We start from the raw sequence: 18,897 nt of genomic DNA on the forward strand, positions 1-18,897 counted from the left end.
TCGTCTTTTCGGAAATCCGGACGCCACCCCTCGTGGCGCCCGGAGGGTCGTCTCAGCGATACTCGCCCGCGAAAGCTTCGACCTTGGTCAGACCGTCTGCGGTCACGAAGCCCGGACCGGAGTTGATGTTGTTGCCGGGCAGCACGCCGTAGCGGTCCCAGTTGGCCAGCACGACCACCGGCAGGTAGGCCTGCAGGAATGGCTGCTGGTCGATGCCCCAGTTGATCGTGCCATCCTTGATGGCATTCACGATCTCTTCGCCCAGATCGAACGTCCCGAAATGGATGTCTCCGGCAATGCCCATCTCATTGAGAGCCGCGATCGTTGGATCTGCCGAAACCGGACCGAGGGTCAGGATGCCGTCGACATCTTCATTGGCCGACAGGTACGCCATGACCTTGTTCTTGATCTCGGACGGGTCGGTGCCGGAATCCATCATGGCGTCACCAAGTTCGATCCCGAGGCCGTCTGCGTAGCCACGGCACCGTTCGCCGACGGTGGGTTGCTGGATGGCGTGGTTTACGCACAGGAATTTGGAAACGCCCTCGCTCTTGGCGCGCAGGCCTGCCGCAAAACCGGCGTCGTATTCGGGCTGGCCCACATACATAAGCGCGCCAACCTCGCGGGCCTGATCCGGAGTTCCGGTGTTCATAATGATTACGTCGATCCCCTGATCGACAGCATTCATGATCGGACCCTTGAGAACATCGTAATCCGCAAGCGTGGTGATGATGCCGTCAGGCTGTGACGCCGCGGCCTGCTCGATGATCCGGGCCATGTCGGCAATGTCACCGGTTGGTGGATTGCGGTACTCGACTTCGACCCCAACCTGCTCGCCAGCCAACGCGATGCCGTTCTTGATCGTATTCCACCAAGTATCGCTGTCGGGCGCGTGGCTCACCAGCACATAGCTCAGGCTTTCATGCCCCTCGGCCATTGCAGTGACGGGAACTGTGACCACGCTCGCGGCGATAGCCAAGGATGCAACAAATGACTTCATGTCTTCCTCCCAGAAATGATGCGTCATTGAACGGGCGGTGTTTCCGCCTCTCTGAGTCCCAGACAAACACACCTCGGCGAATTTTGCAACCGGTTGCAAACACGCTTGCAGAAATCGGGTTTTCAGGACTAATGTGGTCCCATGCCTGTAACCCTGAAAGACGTGGCAGAACTGGCGGGCGTATCGCGCTCAGCCGTCTCGCGCACCTTCACCGAGGGCGCTTCTGTGTCCGACAAAACCCGCCGCAAGGTCGAAAAGGCGGCCAGCGCCCTTGGGTATCAACCCAATGCGCTCGCCTCCAGCTTGACGACCGGGCGAACCAAGTTGATCGGGCTTGTGGCAAACAACTTCCACAACCCGCTGTTCCTACAGGTGTTCGACCTGTTCACGCGCGGGTTGCAAGAGCGCGGATTGCGCCCGCTGCTGGTCAATCTGACCGAGGATATCGATCCCGCGAACTCGGTCCGGCTGCTCAAGCAGTATTCGGTCGACGGCGTGATCGTTGCGTCCTCGACCCTGTCTCCGGAGTTCGCCCTCGCCTTTCGTAACGCACGAATGCCGGTTGTGCACTCTTTCGGTCGGTATGCGCACACACCTCGGGTGCATGTGGTCGGTATAGACAATGCAGAATGCGGCCGGATGGCGGCGCGCACGCTGATCGCACGCGGGTACCGCCGGATCGCGTTTCTGGGTGGGCCGGAAACCGCAAGTTCCACGCAGGACCGGATCACCGGGTTTCTGGATGCCGCAGTAGCGCACCCGGATGTGACCGTGACCCACAGTTTTGCGTCGGCCTATTCATTCGATGCCGGTCGGGTCGAAATGACCAAGCTTCTGATGACCGATCCCGCAGAGGCGTATTTTTGCGGCGACGACATCATTGCGATCGGGGCACAAACCGCGATCCAGTCTGCGGGACTGCGCGTCCCTGATGATATCGGCCTGATCGGCCTGAACGACATGGAGATGACGCGGTGGGAAAACATCGACCTGACAACCATTCACCAGCCGATCCCGCAAATCATTTCCAGCTCGATCGAGCTTGTGACCTCGATGCTGTCCGATGCCGAAAGAGTTCCTGAAACGCGCCTGTTCCCTTGCCACGTGGTCGAACGCGGCTCGCTCAGGCCGTTGCCGACACCCTAGACAGCCTCAGCGAAACATCGGCGGGCGCGCATCCATCCAGGCTCCGTTCGCCTTGGCGGACGCGACCGCGGCGTGGACCGCCGCCATCGATCGCAGGCCATCCTCGGCGCGCGGCACCGCAAGGCTGGCCGCAGCCGGTGTGCGTCGGTCCTTTCTGGCGCGAATGACCTCCGCAAGATCGACATAGATGTTTGCCACAGCCAACGGGAAACCTTCGGGATGTGCTATCGGTACCCGAGACAAGCGCGCAGCCTCTGAACTGATGCCTGCCTCGCCCTTCTCGATGATCTGAACGCGCCCACCGAGCGGATGGTAGTAAACCTGCCCGGGATGTTCAGACGCCCAACGCAAGCCGCCGGTTTCGCCAAAGATCTGAATATCGAGTCCATGCTGGCGCCCCAACGCGATAGCCGAGGACCAAAGCCGCCCGACCGTACCCCGCGTGGTTCGAAAGTTGACCATTGCGTCATCTTCGAGCGCGCGACCGGACACTGTAGAGGCGAAATCAGCTGACAGGGTTTCGACCTCATCCCCGGCGATGAACGTCGCCAGATGCAGTGCGTGAATGCCGCAATCGGCAAGTTGTCCCGACACGCCGGCCTGCGCCGGGTCGTAGCGCCACCGCACGCGCGGATTGTCGGCATCATCGCCCGCCGCATGGTGTCCATGACTGAAATTCACAACAACGCAGCGGAGTGCGCCAAGGTCGCCGGAGGCAACCATCGCCCGCATGTGCCGCACCATCGGATAGGCGCTGTAGCAGTAGTTCACAGCGCAGGTCTGGCCGACTTCCGCCGCGACCCGCACGATTTCTTCCCCCTCCTCGACGGTCATTGTCATGGGCTTCTCGCAGAGGACATTGAACCCGGCCCAAAGGAACGCCTTGGTGATCTCGAAATGTGTGGCGTTGGGCGTAGCGACAGTGACCAGATCAACCCGGTCCGGCCGGCCACGTTCACCTTCCAGCATTTCCCTCCAGTCTCCGTAGGCGCGATCCGGAGCGATCCCCAAGGACTGCGCATAGGCGCACCCCTTGTCCGGGTCTGCATCCAAAGCCCCGGCAACGAACGAGAAATTTCCATCTGCCTGCGCGCCCATCCGGTGGGCCGGACCGATCTGGCTGCCTTCGCCGCCGCCCACCATTCCCCAAGATAGTCTTTGCATGAGCGCCCCCCTAAAATCCGATGGAGGCCAGATAGCCCCTGTTCAGCCGTGCGTCGCCCAGCGGATCCGTATCCGGGAGCGTTGGATCGCAGTCTTGCTCCACCGTGCACCAACCCTCGAACTTTGCATCCAGAAGGATCTGTCGCACGCGCGGAAAATCCACGTCCCCGTCGCTGAGGTTGCAGAATATCCCCTGCCCGCAAGCCTCATAGAACCCGGTGCCCCTGGCGATCACATCGGCTTTCACCCTCGGATCGATATCCTTGAAATGCATGTAGCTGATACGCCCGATGTGCCGTTCCATGAACGCAACAGGATCGAACCCCGCATAGGAATGGTGGCCGGTGTCGAAACAGATCTTCAGGAGTCTTTCGTCGACCTCCTCAAGAAGCCTTTCCAATTCTGGCTCGAAATCCATGAACCCCGCCGCATGGGCATGGATGCCGACAGTCAGGCCGTACTCTTCCGACCCGAGGCTGGCAACATGGGCGATCCGGTCCCGGTAAGCGGCCCATTCTGCGGCATCCATCTGCTCTGCCGCGTCGGCGCGACCCGCGGTGGGCGCACGGCGCGGTGAAATGGAATCGATCAGCACCAGATGCCGCGCTCCATGCGCCACAAGGGCCTCGCAGGTCCGTCTGGAGGCATCGAGAACATCCTGCCATTTCGCAGCATCGTGGAACGGGCGAAAGACGACACCGCCGATCAACTCAAGCCCATTCTCCGCCAGCGCGTCAGCAACTTGTGGCGGGTCTTCGGGCATGAACCCGACAGGACCGAGTTCGATCCCGTTATAGCCTGCCTCCGCGCACTGCCGCAGCACGTCACGCCAGCCCGGATTGCGCGGATCATCCGCAAACTCCACACCCCACGAGCAGGGCGCGTTCCCGATCTTGATTGTCATGGTGTCTCCTGTGTGGGCGGCACACCGACCCAACTGCACGTTGAGTGAGACGCGCGGGCGGCAGCAATCACCTCCGCCACGGCGAGCCCGTCGGCAAAGGTCGGCCAGACCGGCGCCCCCGTTTCGATAGCCACAAGAAAGTCACGCGCCTCGATGATGATCTGGTCCTGATAGCCGGTGCCATGCCCCGGCCCCTGACAAAAGGGTTCGTAATCAGGGTGCGCCGGCCCAGTCAGGATCTTGACGAAGCCGCGTGTCGCCTCCGACCCCTCCGCGCGGTAAAGCCAGACCGCATTCTGATCCTCCTGATCGAAACGGATCGCGCCCCTGGTACCGGTGATTTCATAGGCATATCCCATCTTCCGTCCATGGGCGATCCGGCTGAAGTGGAGATGCCCCGCCGCCCCCGACGCAAAGCGGCACATCATTTGCGCTTGATCATCGTTTGTAACGAGCTTGCCACCACGGCGCGGGTGCACCGTTTCGATCTGGGCCATGACCGCCTCAATCGGCCCGGCGAGCGCTAGTGCCGCGTTGATCATATGCGGGGCCAGATCCCCCATGGTGCCATTGGCCTCACCCTCGGTCCGCCAGGACGCGGGCGTCGCTGGATCGGCATAGAAATCCTCTGTGTGTTCTCCGCGAAACCAGACGAGATCACCGATCTCGCCCTCAGCAATCAACTGCCGCGCAAACTGCGTCGCGGGGGTGCGGACATAGTTAAACCCGACCATGTTGGCGCACCCGCTTGCCTGCGCCGCCGCAGCCATCGCGCGCGCGTCCTCAAGTGACGCACCTAGCGGCTTTTCGCACAATACCGGCTTTCCCAGCGCAAAAGCGGCCTCGGCGACGGCCCTGTGGGTCTCCTGTGGGGACGCGATGACAATGGCCTCCACCTGCGGGGCAGAAACGAGTTCACGCCATTCACCCGTCGACGCTTTGAACCCGAACACGTCGCGATAGCGCGCCGCGCTTTCCGCGCTGGACGCCGCGACCATTTCCAGCGTTGGGCGCAAGCCCGTACCGAACACCGCCCCGACCGCGGACATGGCGACCGCATGGGCTTTGCCCATGTATCCCCCGCCGACTATTCCGATGCCGATTTTTTGCATGTTGGGCGCTGCCTGAAAGTATTTGCAACCGGTTGCAAAATGAGTATCTTCAATTGAGCGAGGACGTCAATGACCAATCGCGCGGCGATCTCGACTGCCATCGCAAGGAAGGGGGCGAACCCATGTCAGGCACCACTATCCGGCTGACCACCGCACAGGCGATCGTCAGGTTTCTGGCCGCGCAGTTTATCGAGGTTGACGGCGTGCGCACCCGTGTCTGTGGCGGCGGTTTCGGTATCTTCGGGCACGGCAACGTGACCTGTCTTGGCGAAGCGCTCTACTCCTTTCAGGACACCCTGCCGCTCTACCGGGGGCAAAACGAACAAAGCATGGGATTTGCGGCGGCCGCCTATGCGAAATACCACCTGCGCCGCCGGTTCATGTTCTGCACGGCCTCTGCCGGGCCCGGAACGGCCAACTTGATGACAGCTGCCGCGCTGGCGCATGCCAACCGGTTACCGATGCTCATGCTGTGCGGGGACGCGTTTCTGACCCGTCTGCCCGACCCGGTCCTGCAGCAGCTTGAACACTTCGGGAACCCCACCCTTGGACTGAACGACGGCTTCAAGGCCGTCAGCCGGTACTGGGATCGGATCACGCATCCCGCACAGGTCATCCAATCGCTGCCTGCCGCACTGGCCACACTGCTTGACCCTGCTGATTGCGGCCCGGCATTTCTGGCGCTGCCGCAAGACGTGCAGGGCTGGACCTATGACTACCCAGAGGAGTTGTTCGTCGAGCGTACCCACCGCATTCGCAGGCAAGCCCCGGATTCCGGCGAGGTCGCCGAGGCTGCCGCCCTTTTGGCGAACGCGCAACGCCCGATGATCATTGCGGGCGGCGGTGTGCAGTATTCCGGCGCGGTGGCCGAGCTGACCGCATTTGCCCACGCCCATGCCATTCCCGTGGTAGAAACCATCGCGGGTCGCGCCAACATGCTGGCAACGGACCCACTCAACATCGGTCCCATTGGCGTGACGGGATCCGACAGCGCAAACGCCGTGGCCGAAGCGGCAGATGTGATCCTGTCGGTTGGATCGCGCCTCCAGGACTTCACCACCGGATCATGGACAGCGTTTGCCAAAGACGCGAGATTTGTGTCGCTCAATGCCGCGCGGCACGATGCGGGCAAGCACATGTCGCTTCCCATGGTCGGGGATGCCAAATTGGGTCTACAGGCGCTGGCGAAGGCGATGACGGGCTATCAGGCGCCCGCGACATGGACCGCGTTCGCCCGGGATGAGCGCAAGAAATGGGACGCGTATGTCGCCGACAACGTGCGCCCCGGCAATCGTCCGAACTCCTACGCCCAGGCGATCGGTGTTGTGAACGACTTGTGTGACCCGCGCGACAGGATCGTCGCAGCAGCTGGGGGCCTGCCTGCCGAGGTGACTGCGAATTGGCGCACGCTGGACATCGGAACGGTCGACGTGGAGTTCGGTTTTTCCTGCATGGGGTACGAGATCGCAGGCGGATGGGGTGCCCGGATCGCGCAATCTGAAACCGAGCCTGACAAGGATACGATCGTCTTTGTTGGCGACGGTTCGTACCTCTTGTTGAACTCCGATGTCTACTCTTCTGTTTTGACACAGAAAAAGATGATTGTTCTGTTGCTCGACAATGGCGGGTTCGCGGTCATCAACAAACTTCAGAACAACACCGGGAATGAGAGCTTCAACAATCTGATCGCCGATTGCCCGACGGTGCCTGAAGCGTTTGGCGTCGACTTTGTGGCTCATGCGACCGCGATGGGGGCGATCGCGGAACGCGCGGACTCTGCGGCGGAACTCGGTGAGGCGTTCAAACGCGCCAAGAGGGCAGATCGGACCACCGTGATTGTCATGTCCGTCGATGCCTATGAGGGCTGGACGACCGAAGGCCACACCTGGTGGGAGGTTGGCACACCGCAGGTGTCCGACAGCGCAAAGGTGCGTGCGGCCCATGAAGACTGGGAAAGCAGCCGGGAAAAACAGCGGAGGGGTGTATGACGCCCCTGCGCGACGCCATCGCGAAGAACAGCTTTGCCGTCTTCGGACGCGCGGGCATGGATCTCTTTCCCGACCCGCCCGGAACAAGAACCCGCGAGGCGGCGCAAATGTCGTGCGATCTGGGCGGCTCTTCGGCCAATATCGCGGCGGGCCTTTGCAAGTTCGGGGCACGCGCGGCGTTGATCACGTCCGTCTCCGATGACGCGGTCGGGTGGTTCTGTTTGACAAGGCTGCACCACTATGGCGTCGAAACCACGTATGTGAGGCGCATTTCAGGAGAATACCGCACATCCCTTGCGGTGTATGAAAGCCGGGTCGAGGACCACCAATCGGTCATTTATCGCAACGGGGCCGCCGATTTTCAGGTGACGCGCGAAGATGTGGATGCGGTGCCGCTGGCAGATTTTGGCGCTTTCATCACCGCAGGCACTGTCTTTGCCGCAGACCCATCGCGTGACGCGGCATTTCATGCCTTTGACAAGGCACATGCAGCCGGGCTGCCAGTGTTGTTCGACATTGACTATCGCCCGTACTCCTGGCCCTCGGCAGAGGTCGCGGCAGACGTGTTGTCCCGGGCCGGAGATGCGAGCGATATGATTGTCGGAAATGACGAGGAATTCGGTTTCATGGCCGGCGACATGGCCAAAGGCCTGCAAAAAGCACAGGATCTCGCCAGCGAGGCTGATCGCCTGATCGTCTACAAGATGGGGGAAAAGGGTGCGATCACCTTCTACCGGGGGCAGGAGATCAAGACCGGGATCTATGAAGTGACCGCCCTTAAACCTACGGGCGCGGGCGACAGCTTCATGGCAGGGCTGCTGTCGGGACTGGCGTCGGGATTGGACTTGCGTGACGCTGTCCTGCGCGGTTCGGCCTGTGCTGCGATCGTCGTCGCGCGGCCCGGCTGTGCCCCTGCCATGCCCACCGAAGACCAGCTGAAAGCCTTTTTGTCCGACCACCCCGGCCCAAGTGCTGCCTGACCGGAGACCAGCCCATGCATATCGCGCCACATGACAACCGGAACACGCCCATCGTCGATGAGGAAAACGATCTGGTGCCGCTGAACTTCTTCAATATCGTGAAACTGCGCAAAGGCGAGATTTTCGACAGCGAGGTGCCCGGCTATGAGACATGCGTCGTGCCCGCAACCGGGCTGGTAACCGTCAGGGTCGGCAGTTTCCGGGTGAAGGATATCGGCGGGCGCGGCGTTGACGTCTGGGATGGTGAGCCCGAAGGCGTCTATGTGCCCTCCGGTCAGCCGGCGCAGATCATCTGTCAGTCCGATACGGCAGAGGTGTTCATCGCAGGCGCAAAGTACGAGCAGGTTCTGGAGCCTTTTGCGGTGCGCGCCGACGATCTCGATCTGGTGCAATATGGATCGGACGACACCAAGACGCACCGCAAGATAAAACACATACTCGGCCAGAAACAGGCAGGTCGCGTGGGCCGCCTGCTGGTCAGCGAGCTCTACACGGTCGGTCAGGGCGGCTGGTCGGGCTTTCCCGCGCACAAACACGACACGGACCGCCTGCCGGACGAAACGCGGCATGACGAGACCTACAATTTCCGCTTTCGGCCAAACCACGGCTCCGGGCTGCAACTCCTGCAACGCGAAGACGGCGACGTCGGGGAGGCGTATCATATCGTGGACGGGTCCACGGTCTGCATCGACAAGGGATATCACCCCTGCGTGGTGATGCCGGGCTACGAGATGTACTACTTTACCATCCTCGGCGGGCTTTCCCAACGCCCGCTGGTCCAGTACTTCCAACCCACCCATGCAGAGCAGTTGCATACGATCCCCGGGATCCTCGACATGGTTGCAAAATTCAAATGACGCGCGCAACGCTCAAGGATGTTCTGACGCCTGCGCTCAGGGAGGGGTACGCCGTGGCGGGCCTCGTCTGCCTCGGCTGGGAAGACATGCGGGCTTTTGCCCGCGCGGCGGAGGCGGAGGGACTCCCGGTCATCCTGCAGGCAGGTCCGTCTTGCCGAAAGCACACTCCTCTGCCCGTTCTGGGCAAGATGTTCTCCACCCTCGCGGAAAGCGTTGCTGTCCCGGTCGTTGCGCATCTCGATCACGGTTACGCGGCAGAGGAGTGTCGCATCGCCATTGACTGCGGCTTCACCTCCGTCATGTTTGACGGCTCGCGTCTGCCTGTTGGACAGAACATCGCGGAAACAGGCGCTATCGTTCAGATGGCACATGCTGCCGGGGTCTCCTGTGAGGGCGAGATTGGATTTGTCGGCTATGCCGAGGGCGAAACCTCGCGCGGGACCGATCCAGACGAGGCCGCACGCTTCGCGCGTGAAACCGGCGTGGACGCAATGGCGATTTCCGTTGGTAACGTGCATTTGCAACAGAACCAGGAAGGCGGGCTCGATGAGCCGCGCCTGCGCGCCATCGAAGCGGTCACGGACGTTCCTCTGGTCATCCATGGCGGCTCAGGCGTTCCGGGGCCTCAACGCGCAGCGCTCGCGCGGTCCAGTCGAATCTGCAAGTTCAACATCGGCACTGAGTTGCGGATGGTTTTCGGCCACGCCCTGCGGGAAGCGATCGCGCGTGATCCCGACGTCTTTGACCGGGTAACACTTCTGAGTGAGGTCGAAGCGCCGCTTGAGGCCGCCGCGCGCGCTGCGATCCGGGGCATCGGTCCTGACCACAGGAGGGCCGCATGATCCGTTTCGGCATCCTCGGCTGCGGACGGATCGGACAGGTTCATGCGCGGACCCTGCACCGGCTTCGCGGGGCAAGGGTGGCTGCGGTATCGGACGCGATGCCACTGGCAGCGGAAACACTGGCGGAGGAGGTCGGCGCCGAGGTGCGCGCGTCAGATGCGATCCTGTCCGCAGGGGACATCGACGCAATTGCGATCTGTACGCCGACAGACACGCATGCCGATCTGATCGAAGCCGCGGCGCATGCTGGAAAACCGGTGTTCTGCGAGAAGCCCATCGATCTGGATATCGACCGCGTTAAAGCCTGCCTGGAAACCGTGGCCGCAACCGGTACGCCGTTGCTGGTTGGGTTTCAAAGGCGCTTTGATCCGCATTTCAGGGCGCTGAAAGACGCGCTGACCGCCGGCAGGATCGGCCGGATCGAACAGATCATGATCACCAGTCGGGACCCCGGCCCGCCACCGCTGGATTACATCAAACGCTCTGGCGGGCAGTTTCGGGACATGACGATCCATGATTTTGACATGGCCCGTTTTCTGCTTGATGGCCCCATAACGCGGGTCTTGGCTGTGGGCGGGGCGCTGGTCGATCCTGCCATAGGATCCGCAGGCGACACCGACACCGCGACGGTTCTGATGGAGACAACGACAGGCGCGCAGGTCGTCATCACGAATTCACGGCGCGCGACCTATGGGTACGACCAGCGTGTCGAAGTGCTGGGCAGCGACGGGATGCTACAGGTGGGCAATCAGCCTGAAACAGCGCTTAGAACAGCCACCTCGTCCGGGTTTGAGCACCCTGTCCTGCTGGACTTTTTCATGGTCCGCTACAAGGACGCCTACGCCAACGAAATGCGCGCGTTCATGGACATGGTCGAGACAGGCGCCCCCCCACCGGTCAGCGGGCAGGATGGATTGGAAGCCCTGCGCCTGGCAGATGCGGCGGACCGGTCCGCGCGCAGTGGCGCGTGGGTTGTTCTCTAGCTGTTCGCCTGAAAATCGCTCACCTGCGACCAAATGGTGCCCGTTTCGTGATCGATTTTTTTGCGGTTGCAGCATTCATGAAGAAAACCTTTTGACCTAAGGCGATTCTGGTGAATGGGTAGAGTCAGGCAGCAACGACGCTGCGAGCCTGTTATCAGGTCTCTGCCCCGGGCAACGATGCTCATTCCCGATTTTCGTGCGAAACGCACGAACGACCGAATGGACATGATCGTTGATGGGTGATCCCCTTTCTAGTTCTGCAATTCGCGCGACAGCCCGAGCCCCCGTGGTCATTATCGGCGGCGGGCCTGTCGGCATCAGGGCCGCGCAGGAGTTGTCGCGCCGGGGCATTCAGGTGCTGGTTCTGAGTGCAGAAAGCGTTCTGCCCTACAATCGCGTACAACTCACACCTCTGTTGTGCGGCGATGTTCAGTTTGGCCGGATTTCTCTCATCGATGCGGACGACCGTGATCTGCCGTTTGATGTTCAACTGGGCCAACGCGTTGTGCGAATTGATCGCGACGCAAGGACGGTGATGACCGCAGATGGCGGGGTCTGGCCCTATGACACGCTGATCCTCGCCACCGGCTCGCACGCATTCGTCCCGGGCATTCCAGGCAAGGACAAACCTGGTGTGTACACCTTTCGAACAGCGGACGACGCTTCCGCCCTGATCGCGAGGTCGTTCTCGGCGCGCAGGGTCGCGGTGATCGGCGGCGGGCTGCTGGGCCTCGAAGCTGCGCGCGGCATGCGTCAGCGCAGTTGTGACGTGACGGTTGCCGAGCACGAGTCGCACCTGATGCCACGGCAACTGGACAAGGCAGGCGGCGCGCGCCTTGCCGCAAATATCGAAGCTCTTGGTGTAAACGTCATCACGGGCTGCGCAGTCAAGGAGATTACCGGAACGCACCGGGTCGAGGGGCTTGCCCTTGCCGACGGGCGGCATGTGACCTGCGATACCGTGATCATCTGCACAGGTGTACGTCCCAACATTGCGCTTGCGCGGGACAACGGCCTCGCCTTCCACCGCGGGATTGTCGTCGGCGACCAGATGCAGACCAGCGATCCGTCGATCTATGCGATCGGCGAATGCGCTGAACATCGCGACCTGCTTTATGGCCTGGTCGGGCCGGGCTACGCGCAAGCCGAGGTGGCCGCGGCAACGATTGCCGGAACGCCCGACCGGTTTGACGAGGTTGCCCCGACAACCAAGCTGAAGGTTATCGGGGCGGATGTCTTTTCGGCCGGAGCAATCGAGCAGCTTGAAGTCGGTCTGAACGTCCGCAGCCATGTCTGGCAGGAAGGCACCGCGTACCGCCGGATTTTTGTCGAGCGCGGCAAGCTGGTTGGTGCCTTGGCCGTGGGGAAATGGGATCAGGCCAGCCGCGCGCAGGATGCGGTACACGAGGGCGCAACGGTTTATCCATGGATGCTCTATCGCTTCCGCAAGACGGGGCTTCTGTGGACCGAAGAAGACATCCCCGCCGCCGACATGCCTGCTCACGCCACCTTGTGCAACTGCACCGGTGTCACCTGCGGGCAGGTCCGTAAGGCAATTGGTGCGGGCTGCGGATCGGTCGAAGCGATCGGCGAGACGACCGGCGCAGGCACGGTTTGCGGCACCTGCCGTCCCCTGATGGCCGAAGTGATCGATGCGGGCGCGGGCCCGCAACCACAGCCACTGTGGAAACCGGTGCTCGGGCTTTCGGCGGTGGCTCTCCTCGCCGCGATATGGCCACTGCTTGGGGGCAACGTTCCGCTTCCAACCTCCTATGACGCCGACAGCCTTCGCGTGTGGCTTTGGCAGGACAACATCGTCAAGCAATGGAGCGGGTTCATCCTGCTGGGACTGACCGTCGCCGCTTTGGTCATCGGGCTGCGCAAACGCGTGCGCCTGCTGGATCGGCTCGGCAGCTTCGATGCGTGGCGTCTCGTCCATCTCGGGATTGGTGTTGCGACCATTGCCGCACTGTTCGCACATACCGGCTTCAGCCTTGGTAGCGGATGGAACTTCGCATTGGGGGCGACGTTTTCCGCGATGGCACTGACCGGGGCGCTTGCCGGTGTGGCCACCGGAGGCGAGCACGAACTACGTGCGCATGGCATCGGCACCTCCCGAAAGCCGCCCCGCAAACTGCCTGTCTGGGCTCATATCCTCCTTCTCTGGCCGCTGCCTGCACTGATCGCGTTTCATGTGCTGGCGTCCTACGCTTTCTAGGGAGATCTGATGCGCAACCGCCTCCTCTGGATTGTCTGGATCGTCGGAACGCTGGCTCTGGCCGCCACAGCCACTGCGAAGCTGTACGTGGGCGGCGATCGGACAGCGTTCATGCCGGGCGAAACAACGGGCGTGCACCACCAGATCGAGATGTCGTGCGAAACGTGCCATACCTCCAAGCCGTTTGCGAAGCAGTCGAAGATCCGCAAGGACATCAACAAGACCTGCACCAGTTGCCACAAGGATGAGCTGGACGAGGCCGATGACAGCCACCCGATCAAGAAGTTCAAGAACCCCCGCATGGCGGCCTATTGGGAACGGATCGATGCGCGTTTCTGCACGTCGTGCCATACGGAGCATCAACCGGAGGTCACGCTCGCTGGTCTGGTCACGCTGCCGGGGGATTTCTGCGTTGCGTGTCACTCCGAGGGCGAACAGGACGTGCGGGTGAACAGACCCAGCCACGCGGGCCTTGGATATGAGACATGCTCGAGCGCAGGGTGCCACAATTTCCATGACAACAGAGCGATCTACGAGGATTATCTCGTCAAGCACGCGAACCAGCCTTGGCTGAGCGAAAGTCCCGTCCATGGGCCCGCCGCCCTGGCTGGGGAGCGCCCACGCCCGGTCGCGGATGAGATCGCGGCGTACATCGCACAACTCGATGCTCCGGAGCCACATCAGAACGCGCAGGTTGCCGAGCATTGGGCAGCATCCGCGCACGCTTCGGGTGAGGTTGGATGCGCAAGCTGCCATGCGCCCAAAGCAGAGACCGAAGCAGAAATCGCCGCCAATTGGGTGGAAGCCCCGACCGAAGCGGTGTGCGCGTCCTGTCACAAGGCAGAGGCCAAGACCTTTGCCCTGGGACGGCACGGCATGCGCCGCCATCCCGAGCTTGCAAAGCCCCGCACTGCGAAGAAACAACTCAAGAACCTGGGCATCAAGAAACCGGATGACGCGCTTGTTGCGACACTGGACGCCTACATCACCGATGTGGTACCGCCGCCTTTGATGAGCACGGCAGAAGCGCGCGTCGCGCTCCACCCGGAGGCCAAGGGGCGGGAGCTGACCTGCATGAGTTGCCACGCCCCGCACGAACAGGACCTGAAGTTTGCGGCCGTGGAAGCGTGCACGAGTTGTCATGCCGATGATCACACGAACGCATACAAAGACAGCCCCCACCATGATTTATGGCAGGCAGAACTGGCGGGCGATGCGCCCATCGGATCGGGTGTGACCTGCGCGACGTGCCACATGCCCCAGACCGTCAAGGGGGAAACGGTCACAACAAACCACAATCAGAACGACACTTTACGCCCGAATGAGAAAATGATCCGCCCGGTTTGCATGGAGTGCCACAGCCTCGAGTTTTCGATCGACGCCTTGGCCGATGCAGACCTTGTTGCGCGGAATTTCTCGGGCAAACCAGATCGCCACATCGAAAGCATCGATTGGGCGGTAAAACGCGTGGACCAGCCGGACGAAGGCGCCAACCAATGACCGACCGGCCACGCATCCTGAAACGACTAGCCCCAGGAGATGCTGAATATGGGTGTTAAATTCGGAAAAATCAAAGCCGCAGTTCTGTGCGGCACCATGGCCGCAACGGCAATGCCTGCGCAGGCGGAAATGGACTACGAAACGGTGACGGACCTGTTGCATCTGGTGATGAGTTCGGACCGTACGGTCTATACGCGCATGATCGTCAACCGCCTTGCCGTCGAAGAGAAGGTCATCAAAGCCTCCGAACATTTCAAGGACGACAAGGCTCTTGTTCTGCCCGCGCAGATGTTCCGTTTTGGCGCCGAAATGGTCGCAGAGGAAACCGACGAGTTTTCGTACTCGCTGCTGTCGCTTTGGCCGATCAACAAGCAGAACGCGCCGACGACGGACATGGAAAAAGAAGGTCTGGAATACATTGCCGCGAACCCGGGCGAGAATTTCTACGGTGAAGAAGAACTGGGCGGCACGACCTATTTTACCGCCGTGTACCCGGACATCGCCGTGGCCACGGCCTGCTACGCCTGCCACAACGATCACAAGGACAGCCCCAAGACCGATTTCGAGGCTGGCGACGTGATGGGCGGTGTGGTCATCCGGATCCCGATGGACTGATGCGCAGCGCATGTCTCCTGCTGATGGTTCTGGCAAGCCCCGGTCTTGCCGCGGACCCCGCCCCCTCGGACCGAGGAATGGAAGGGTTCGTGACAGTGGACCGGTTGCCCGTCCCCTCAGATCCCGTCTTGGCACGTGGCCGCGAGATCTGGGGGGGAACCTGTCAGAACTGCCACGGAGGAGACAGCCTGACCGGGGCGCCCAAGGTCACATCCACGCGGGCTTGGGCGCCGCGCATCGATCAGGGCATGGAGGTTCTGATCGAGCATGCCATCAACGGGTTCATCGGACCTCGCTACACCGAAATGCCCGCGCGTGGCGGCAAAGAAGACCTGAGCGATACAGCCGTCAGTTCGGCTGTCGCCTTTATGGTTTGGGCCAGCGGCGGGGCAGAGATAGCCACCGCCTTTGCCCAATCCCTTACCGAGAAGGACTAAATCCATGGAAGATAAACAAATCACGCTGATCCAGGAGAGCTTCGCAAAAGTTGTACCGATCAAGGACGCAGCAGCCGAGATTTTCTACAACGACCTGTTCGAGACAGCGCCGGAAGTGAAGCCTTATTTCGCCAACTCCGACATGAAGGAACAAGGCTCGAAACTCATGGCAACGCTGGCTGTCGTCGTGAATGGCCTGCGGGACCTCGACAAGATCGTGCCGGTTGCCCAGAAGCTCGCCGTTGACCACATCAAGTACGGCGTGAAGGCCGAAGACTATGACAAGGTCGGCGCCTCGCTCTTGCGGACATTGGAAAAAGGCCTTGGCGATGCATGGACTGCAGACGTGAAGGACGCATGGGTGACGGCCTATACCACGCTGTCCGGTGTCATGAAGGACGCCGCCTACCCACCGGCGACGGCGCCAATTGCCGAAGCCAAGAAACCGTTCTGGAAGTTCTGGGGCGCAAAACCGGCCTGAGCCCTTTGCGCGACATGTCAGGTGCGTGGTTTCCGACCCCGGTCAGGGACCATCACCTTGGCGTGACGAAGTACGACATGATGGCGGCACAGGACCAAGCGAGGCACGCTCCACTATTCGGGTTTCCAACGCGACGTTTCCGGGGGCTTCGCCGCCCTTGAGCCGTTTGGCGATAACCTGAGCGGCGCGCTTGCCCATCTCGCGATGGGGAACGTGGACCGTCGTCAATCCCGGCGTGACAATGCGGGCGATCTCGATATCGTCGAACCCGGTGACAGAAATGTCGTCTGGAACCTTCAAGCCTGCGTCCTGAATGGCCCGAATGGCCCCGACCGCCAACACATCATTCCCGCAAAGAACCGCCGTCGGATGCTTGGGCTGCGCGAGCAGCCCGACCATGGCTGCAGCGCCGTTTTCGACCGAGTATGGGGTTTCGGTGATCTGTACCGCGTCTGCGGCAATGCCAACCTGCGCCGCCTCTGCCTTGATGGCCAGCACACGGTCCCGCGCCCGGTCATTGTCCTCCTGCGGGGCGGAAATGATTGCCACGTCCCGGTGACCAAGCGAAAACACCTGTTGCGCAAGACGCGACATGGCCGCGAAATTGTCAAACCCGATTGCGGGCTGGTCAGACCCGCTCCGATATGACCATGCAATGGCGTAGGGAACGCCGCGCCGCTCCAGCATCGCATAAACAGAAGACGGCCTGTCGAACCCGATCAGAAGGAGCGCGTCGGCCCCGCGCGCAAGAAGCGTGCGGATCTGTTCTGCCTCCAGGTCCGGGCGATATGACGAACTCGCCACCAGAAGTGTCAAACCATTCAGCGCCAACTCCTCCTGAAAGGCTTGCAACCCACGGGCGAAAATGGCGTTTTCCATCGTCGGAATGATCGCGCCGATGGTGTTGGTTCGCTTGGCGGCCAGTGCGCGGGCGCCGAAATTCGGCGCATATCCCAATTGCTCCACCACGGCGAGAACCTTGTCCCGTGTGGTAGCCGTGACCCTGTCCGGTGCGTTCAGACATCGCGATACTGTCGCCGTAGAGACGCCGGCCGCACGCGCAACATCATCCAAGGTCGGCGGATCCGCGATGGGACGGTTGCGGGGGGCTTTTTGTGGATTTGCGGGTGGCATGGACAGACTATGCGCTTTCCGGTCAGGCCGAGGGGACGCCGCACCCTAGTATAACGGACCGGTTTGGAAAAGCCGCGTTGCAGCGAAATCAAACAGCTTGCCGACAGGAATGTAAGCGCTTACATTGAACCCGAATCGCGACGTTTGGGAGGACGGCACGGTGTTTCTCGGAATTTCGATCGCATTCTTTACCGTGTACGTGGCCAACGTGGTCATGGGCGCGGTTACGGGCAATCCGTTCTTTGGAGATGTAACCGAGATGGTCGTTTTGTTCACGGCGGCAGGATTTTTCACTGTCGCGATCCTGAAGAGCGAAGCGGCCGAAAACGACAGAAAAGACAAAAATCCATAAGGGAGGACGATATGGATCGTGACATCAAGGAGCTCGCGTCGATCGAGCGACGCAACTTCCTGAAACTCTCCAGCACGGGCGCCTTCACGGCGGCGATGGTGGCTGGCGCGGGCGGACTGCTGTGGTCGGACGCGGCAGTCGCCCAGACAGCCCGCGAAGAGCGGGAGCGCGAAGCCGCCGCCGACCATACTATGACCATGGCAACAGCCTATGTCCTGGGGGCGTCCCGCAGCTATCCGATCATGCAGCTTGACCTGAAGGAGAACATCCAGAACGCCACGAACGGCAAGGTCTATGTCAAACTTGCCCCGGGTGGTCAGCTTGGCGCGGGCGGTGCGCTTGTGCAGGCCGTTCAGGGGGCAACCATTCAATGCGCACAACACTCGCTGTCAAACTTTGCGCCGTTTGCAAGCGCGGCTGACCTGATCAACATGCCGTATTTCTGCGGGTCCAATCAGCGGTTCACCAATCTTGTCAGTTCGGATGCATGGAAAACCGAAGTGCACCCGAAAATCGAGGCCGCAGGCTTCAAGGCTCTGTTCTACGTCGTCATTGATCCGAGGGTCGTGGCCGTACGCGCCGGAGGCGCGGGTCCTGTTCTGACCCCCGGCGATCTGGACGGCGTGAAGTTCCGCGTACCCGGCTCTGCGATGCTGCAACAGTATTACCGGATGGTTGGCGCGAACCCGACGCCGGTGGCGTGGGGGGAGACACCCTCCGCGATCAAGCAAGGGGTTGCAGACGCACTGGATCCGTCCGTCGGCGCGCTCTACGTCTTTGGCTTCGCAGATATCCTGAGCCATGTGACCTTTACGCAGGCCGTGCCGGATAGCCAGGTGTTCTCGATGAATCTCGAATGGTTCAACTCCCTGCCCGCAGATGTGCAGGAAGGTATCGAGTTCGCGGGCGAAATGACCACGCATCAGAACCTCGCAAAAGTTCCCTCTGCGCGCGCCTACGCCATGGCGGAATTGACCAAGGCCGGTGTCGAGTTCCACTCGCTCAGCGATGACCAGCTTGCCGAATGGCAAGCCGCCGGTGGCTACCAGCGCTCCGAATGGGACGAGTTCAAGGTCGAACTCGCCGGGTCGATGGACACGTTCGCAAAGCTCGAAGAAGCCGCGGACACACGCGGGAAGTTCTACGTCCACGACGCCTAAGCACACCCGCAAAAACAGGATCGG

18 protein-coding genes are annotated in these 18,897 nt (G+C 61.4%); 13 read left to right on the forward strand and 5 right to left on the reverse strand.

Annotated features, from left to right (window positions below; genetic code table 11):
• Positions 1-52: 52 nt before the first annotated feature.
• Positions 53-1,000: a sugar ABC transporter substrate-binding protein gene (locus tag ACP15N_RS16300; RefSeq protein WP_425093392.1), complete on the reverse strand. Its 948-nt coding sequence runs from the start codon at positions 998-1,000 to the stop codon at positions 53-55.
• A gap of 141 nt (positions 1,001-1,141) precedes the next feature.
• Between ACP15N_RS16300 and ACP15N_RS16305 the strand changes: the two genes are divergently transcribed.
• Positions 1,142-2,146: a LacI family DNA-binding transcriptional regulator gene (locus ACP15N_RS16305; RefSeq protein WP_425093393.1), complete on the forward strand. Its 1,005-nt coding sequence runs from the start codon at positions 1,142-1,144 to the stop codon at positions 2,144-2,146.
• Between the two features lie 6 nt (positions 2,147-2,152).
• Here ACP15N_RS16305 and ACP15N_RS16310 read toward each other — a convergent pair whose 3' ends face one another.
• Genes ACP15N_RS16310 through ACP15N_RS16320 form a run of 3 tightly spaced genes read right to left on the reverse strand, consistent with a single transcriptional unit; the run spans position 2,153 to position 5,326 of the window.
• The gene (locus ACP15N_RS16310) at positions 2,153-3,310 is read right to left on the reverse strand and encodes a Gfo/Idh/MocA family protein (RefSeq protein WP_425093394.1); all 1,158 of its coding nucleotides are present in this window, start codon (positions 3,308-3,310) and stop codon (positions 2,153-2,155) included.
• Between the two features lie 10 nt (positions 3,311-3,320).
• Positions 3,321-4,214: a TIM barrel protein gene (locus ACP15N_RS16315; protein ID WP_425093395.1), complete on the reverse strand. Its 894-nt coding sequence runs from the start codon at positions 4,212-4,214 to the stop codon at positions 3,321-3,323.
• Positions 4,211-5,326: a Gfo/Idh/MocA family protein gene (locus ACP15N_RS16320; protein ID WP_425093396.1), complete on the reverse strand. Its 1,116-nt coding sequence runs from the start codon at positions 5,324-5,326 to the stop codon at positions 4,211-4,213. Before ACP15N_RS16320 ends, ACP15N_RS16315 begins: the two co-directional genes overlap by 4 nt.
• Before the next feature lie 122 nt (positions 5,327-5,448).
• Here ACP15N_RS16320 and iolD point away from each other — a divergent pair, with 122 nt between their 5' ends.
• The 10 genes from iolD to ACP15N_RS16370 all read left to right on the forward strand — a co-directional run bounded on the left by iolD (position 5,449) and on the right by ACP15N_RS16370 (position 16,227).
• The gene (iolD, locus tag ACP15N_RS16325; protein ID WP_425093397.1) at positions 5,449-7,314 is read left to right on the forward strand and encodes a 3D-(3,5/4)-trihydroxycyclohexane-1,2-dione acylhydrolase (decyclizing); all 1,866 of its coding nucleotides are present in this window, start codon (positions 5,449-5,451) and stop codon (positions 7,312-7,314) included.
• On the forward strand, positions 7,311-8,294 hold the full coding sequence (gene iolC / locus ACP15N_RS16330) for a 5-dehydro-2-deoxygluconokinase (RefSeq protein WP_425093398.1): 984 nt from the start codon (positions 7,311-7,313) through the stop codon (positions 8,292-8,294). The genes iolD and iolC overlap by 4 nt, the downstream gene beginning before the upstream one ends.
• A gap of 14 nt (positions 8,295-8,308) precedes the next feature.
• On the forward strand, positions 8,309-9,151 hold the full coding sequence (locus tag ACP15N_RS16335; RefSeq protein ID WP_425093399.1) for a 5-deoxy-glucuronate isomerase: 843 nt from the start codon (positions 8,309-8,311) through the stop codon (positions 9,149-9,151).
• The gene (locus ACP15N_RS16340; protein WP_425093400.1) at positions 9,148-9,993 is read left to right on the forward strand and encodes a class II fructose-bisphosphate aldolase; all 846 of its coding nucleotides are present in this window, start codon (positions 9,148-9,150) and stop codon (positions 9,991-9,993) included. The genes ACP15N_RS16335 and ACP15N_RS16340 overlap by 4 nt, the downstream gene beginning before the upstream one ends.
• Complete coding sequence (iolG, locus tag ACP15N_RS16345) at positions 9,990-10,976, forward strand: inositol 2-dehydrogenase (RefSeq protein ID WP_425093401.1); 987 nt, start codon at positions 9,990-9,992, stop codon at positions 10,974-10,976. The genes ACP15N_RS16340 and iolG overlap by 4 nt, the downstream gene beginning before the upstream one ends.
• Before the next feature lie 286 nt (positions 10,977-11,262).
• The gene (locus ACP15N_RS16350; RefSeq protein WP_425093402.1) at positions 11,263-13,194 is read left to right on the forward strand and encodes an FAD-dependent oxidoreductase; all 1,932 of its coding nucleotides are present in this window, start codon (positions 11,263-11,265) and stop codon (positions 13,192-13,194) included.
• Between the two features lie 9 nt (positions 13,195-13,203).
• Positions 13,204-14,694: an ammonia-forming cytochrome c nitrite reductase subunit c552 gene (locus tag ACP15N_RS16355; protein ID WP_425093403.1), complete on the forward strand. Its 1,491-nt coding sequence runs from the start codon at positions 13,204-13,206 to the stop codon at positions 14,692-14,694.
• A 48-nt stretch (positions 14,695-14,742) separates the two neighbouring features.
• The gene (locus ACP15N_RS16360; RefSeq protein WP_425093404.1) at positions 14,743-15,309 is read left to right on the forward strand and encodes a Tll0287-like domain-containing protein; all 567 of its coding nucleotides are present in this window, start codon (positions 14,743-14,745) and stop codon (positions 15,307-15,309) included.
• Complete coding sequence (locus tag ACP15N_RS16365) at positions 15,309-15,746, forward strand: c-type cytochrome (protein WP_425093405.1); 438 nt, start codon at positions 15,309-15,311, stop codon at positions 15,744-15,746. Before ACP15N_RS16360 ends, ACP15N_RS16365 begins: the two co-directional genes overlap by 1 nt.
• 4 nt (positions 15,747-15,750) lie before the next feature.
• Positions 15,751-16,227 carry a globin family protein gene (locus tag ACP15N_RS16370; RefSeq protein ID WP_425093406.1) on the forward strand — a complete coding sequence of 159 codons (477 nt, stop codon included), beginning with the start codon at positions 15,751-15,753 and terminating at the stop codon, positions 16,225-16,227.
• 42 nt (positions 16,228-16,269) lie between these two features.
• On the opposite strand, the gene ACP15N_RS16375 is transcribed toward ACP15N_RS16370, so the two are convergent.
• A complete protein-coding gene (locus ACP15N_RS16375) occupies positions 16,270-17,361 on the reverse strand; it encodes a LacI family DNA-binding transcriptional regulator (protein ID WP_425093407.1) in 1,092 nt (363 codons plus the stop codon).
• 124 nt (positions 17,362-17,485) lie between these two features.
• Here ACP15N_RS16375 and ACP15N_RS16380 point away from each other — a divergent pair, with 124 nt between their 5' ends.
• Entirely contained in the window at positions 17,486-17,713 is a 228-nt protein-coding gene (locus tag ACP15N_RS16380) for a hypothetical protein (protein ID WP_425093408.1), read from the forward strand.
• Positions 17,714-17,724: 11 nt separating this feature from the next.
• Positions 17,725-18,873: a TRAP transporter substrate-binding protein gene (locus ACP15N_RS16385; RefSeq protein ID WP_425093409.1), complete on the forward strand. Its 1,149-nt coding sequence runs from the start codon at positions 17,725-17,727 to the stop codon at positions 18,871-18,873.
• Positions 18,874-18,897 lie beyond the last annotated feature (24 nt).

The organism is Tropicimonas sp. S265A (assembly GCF_049800835.1).
Classification (GTDB): Bacteria; Pseudomonadota; Alphaproteobacteria; order Rhodobacterales; family Rhodobacteraceae; genus Dinoroseobacter.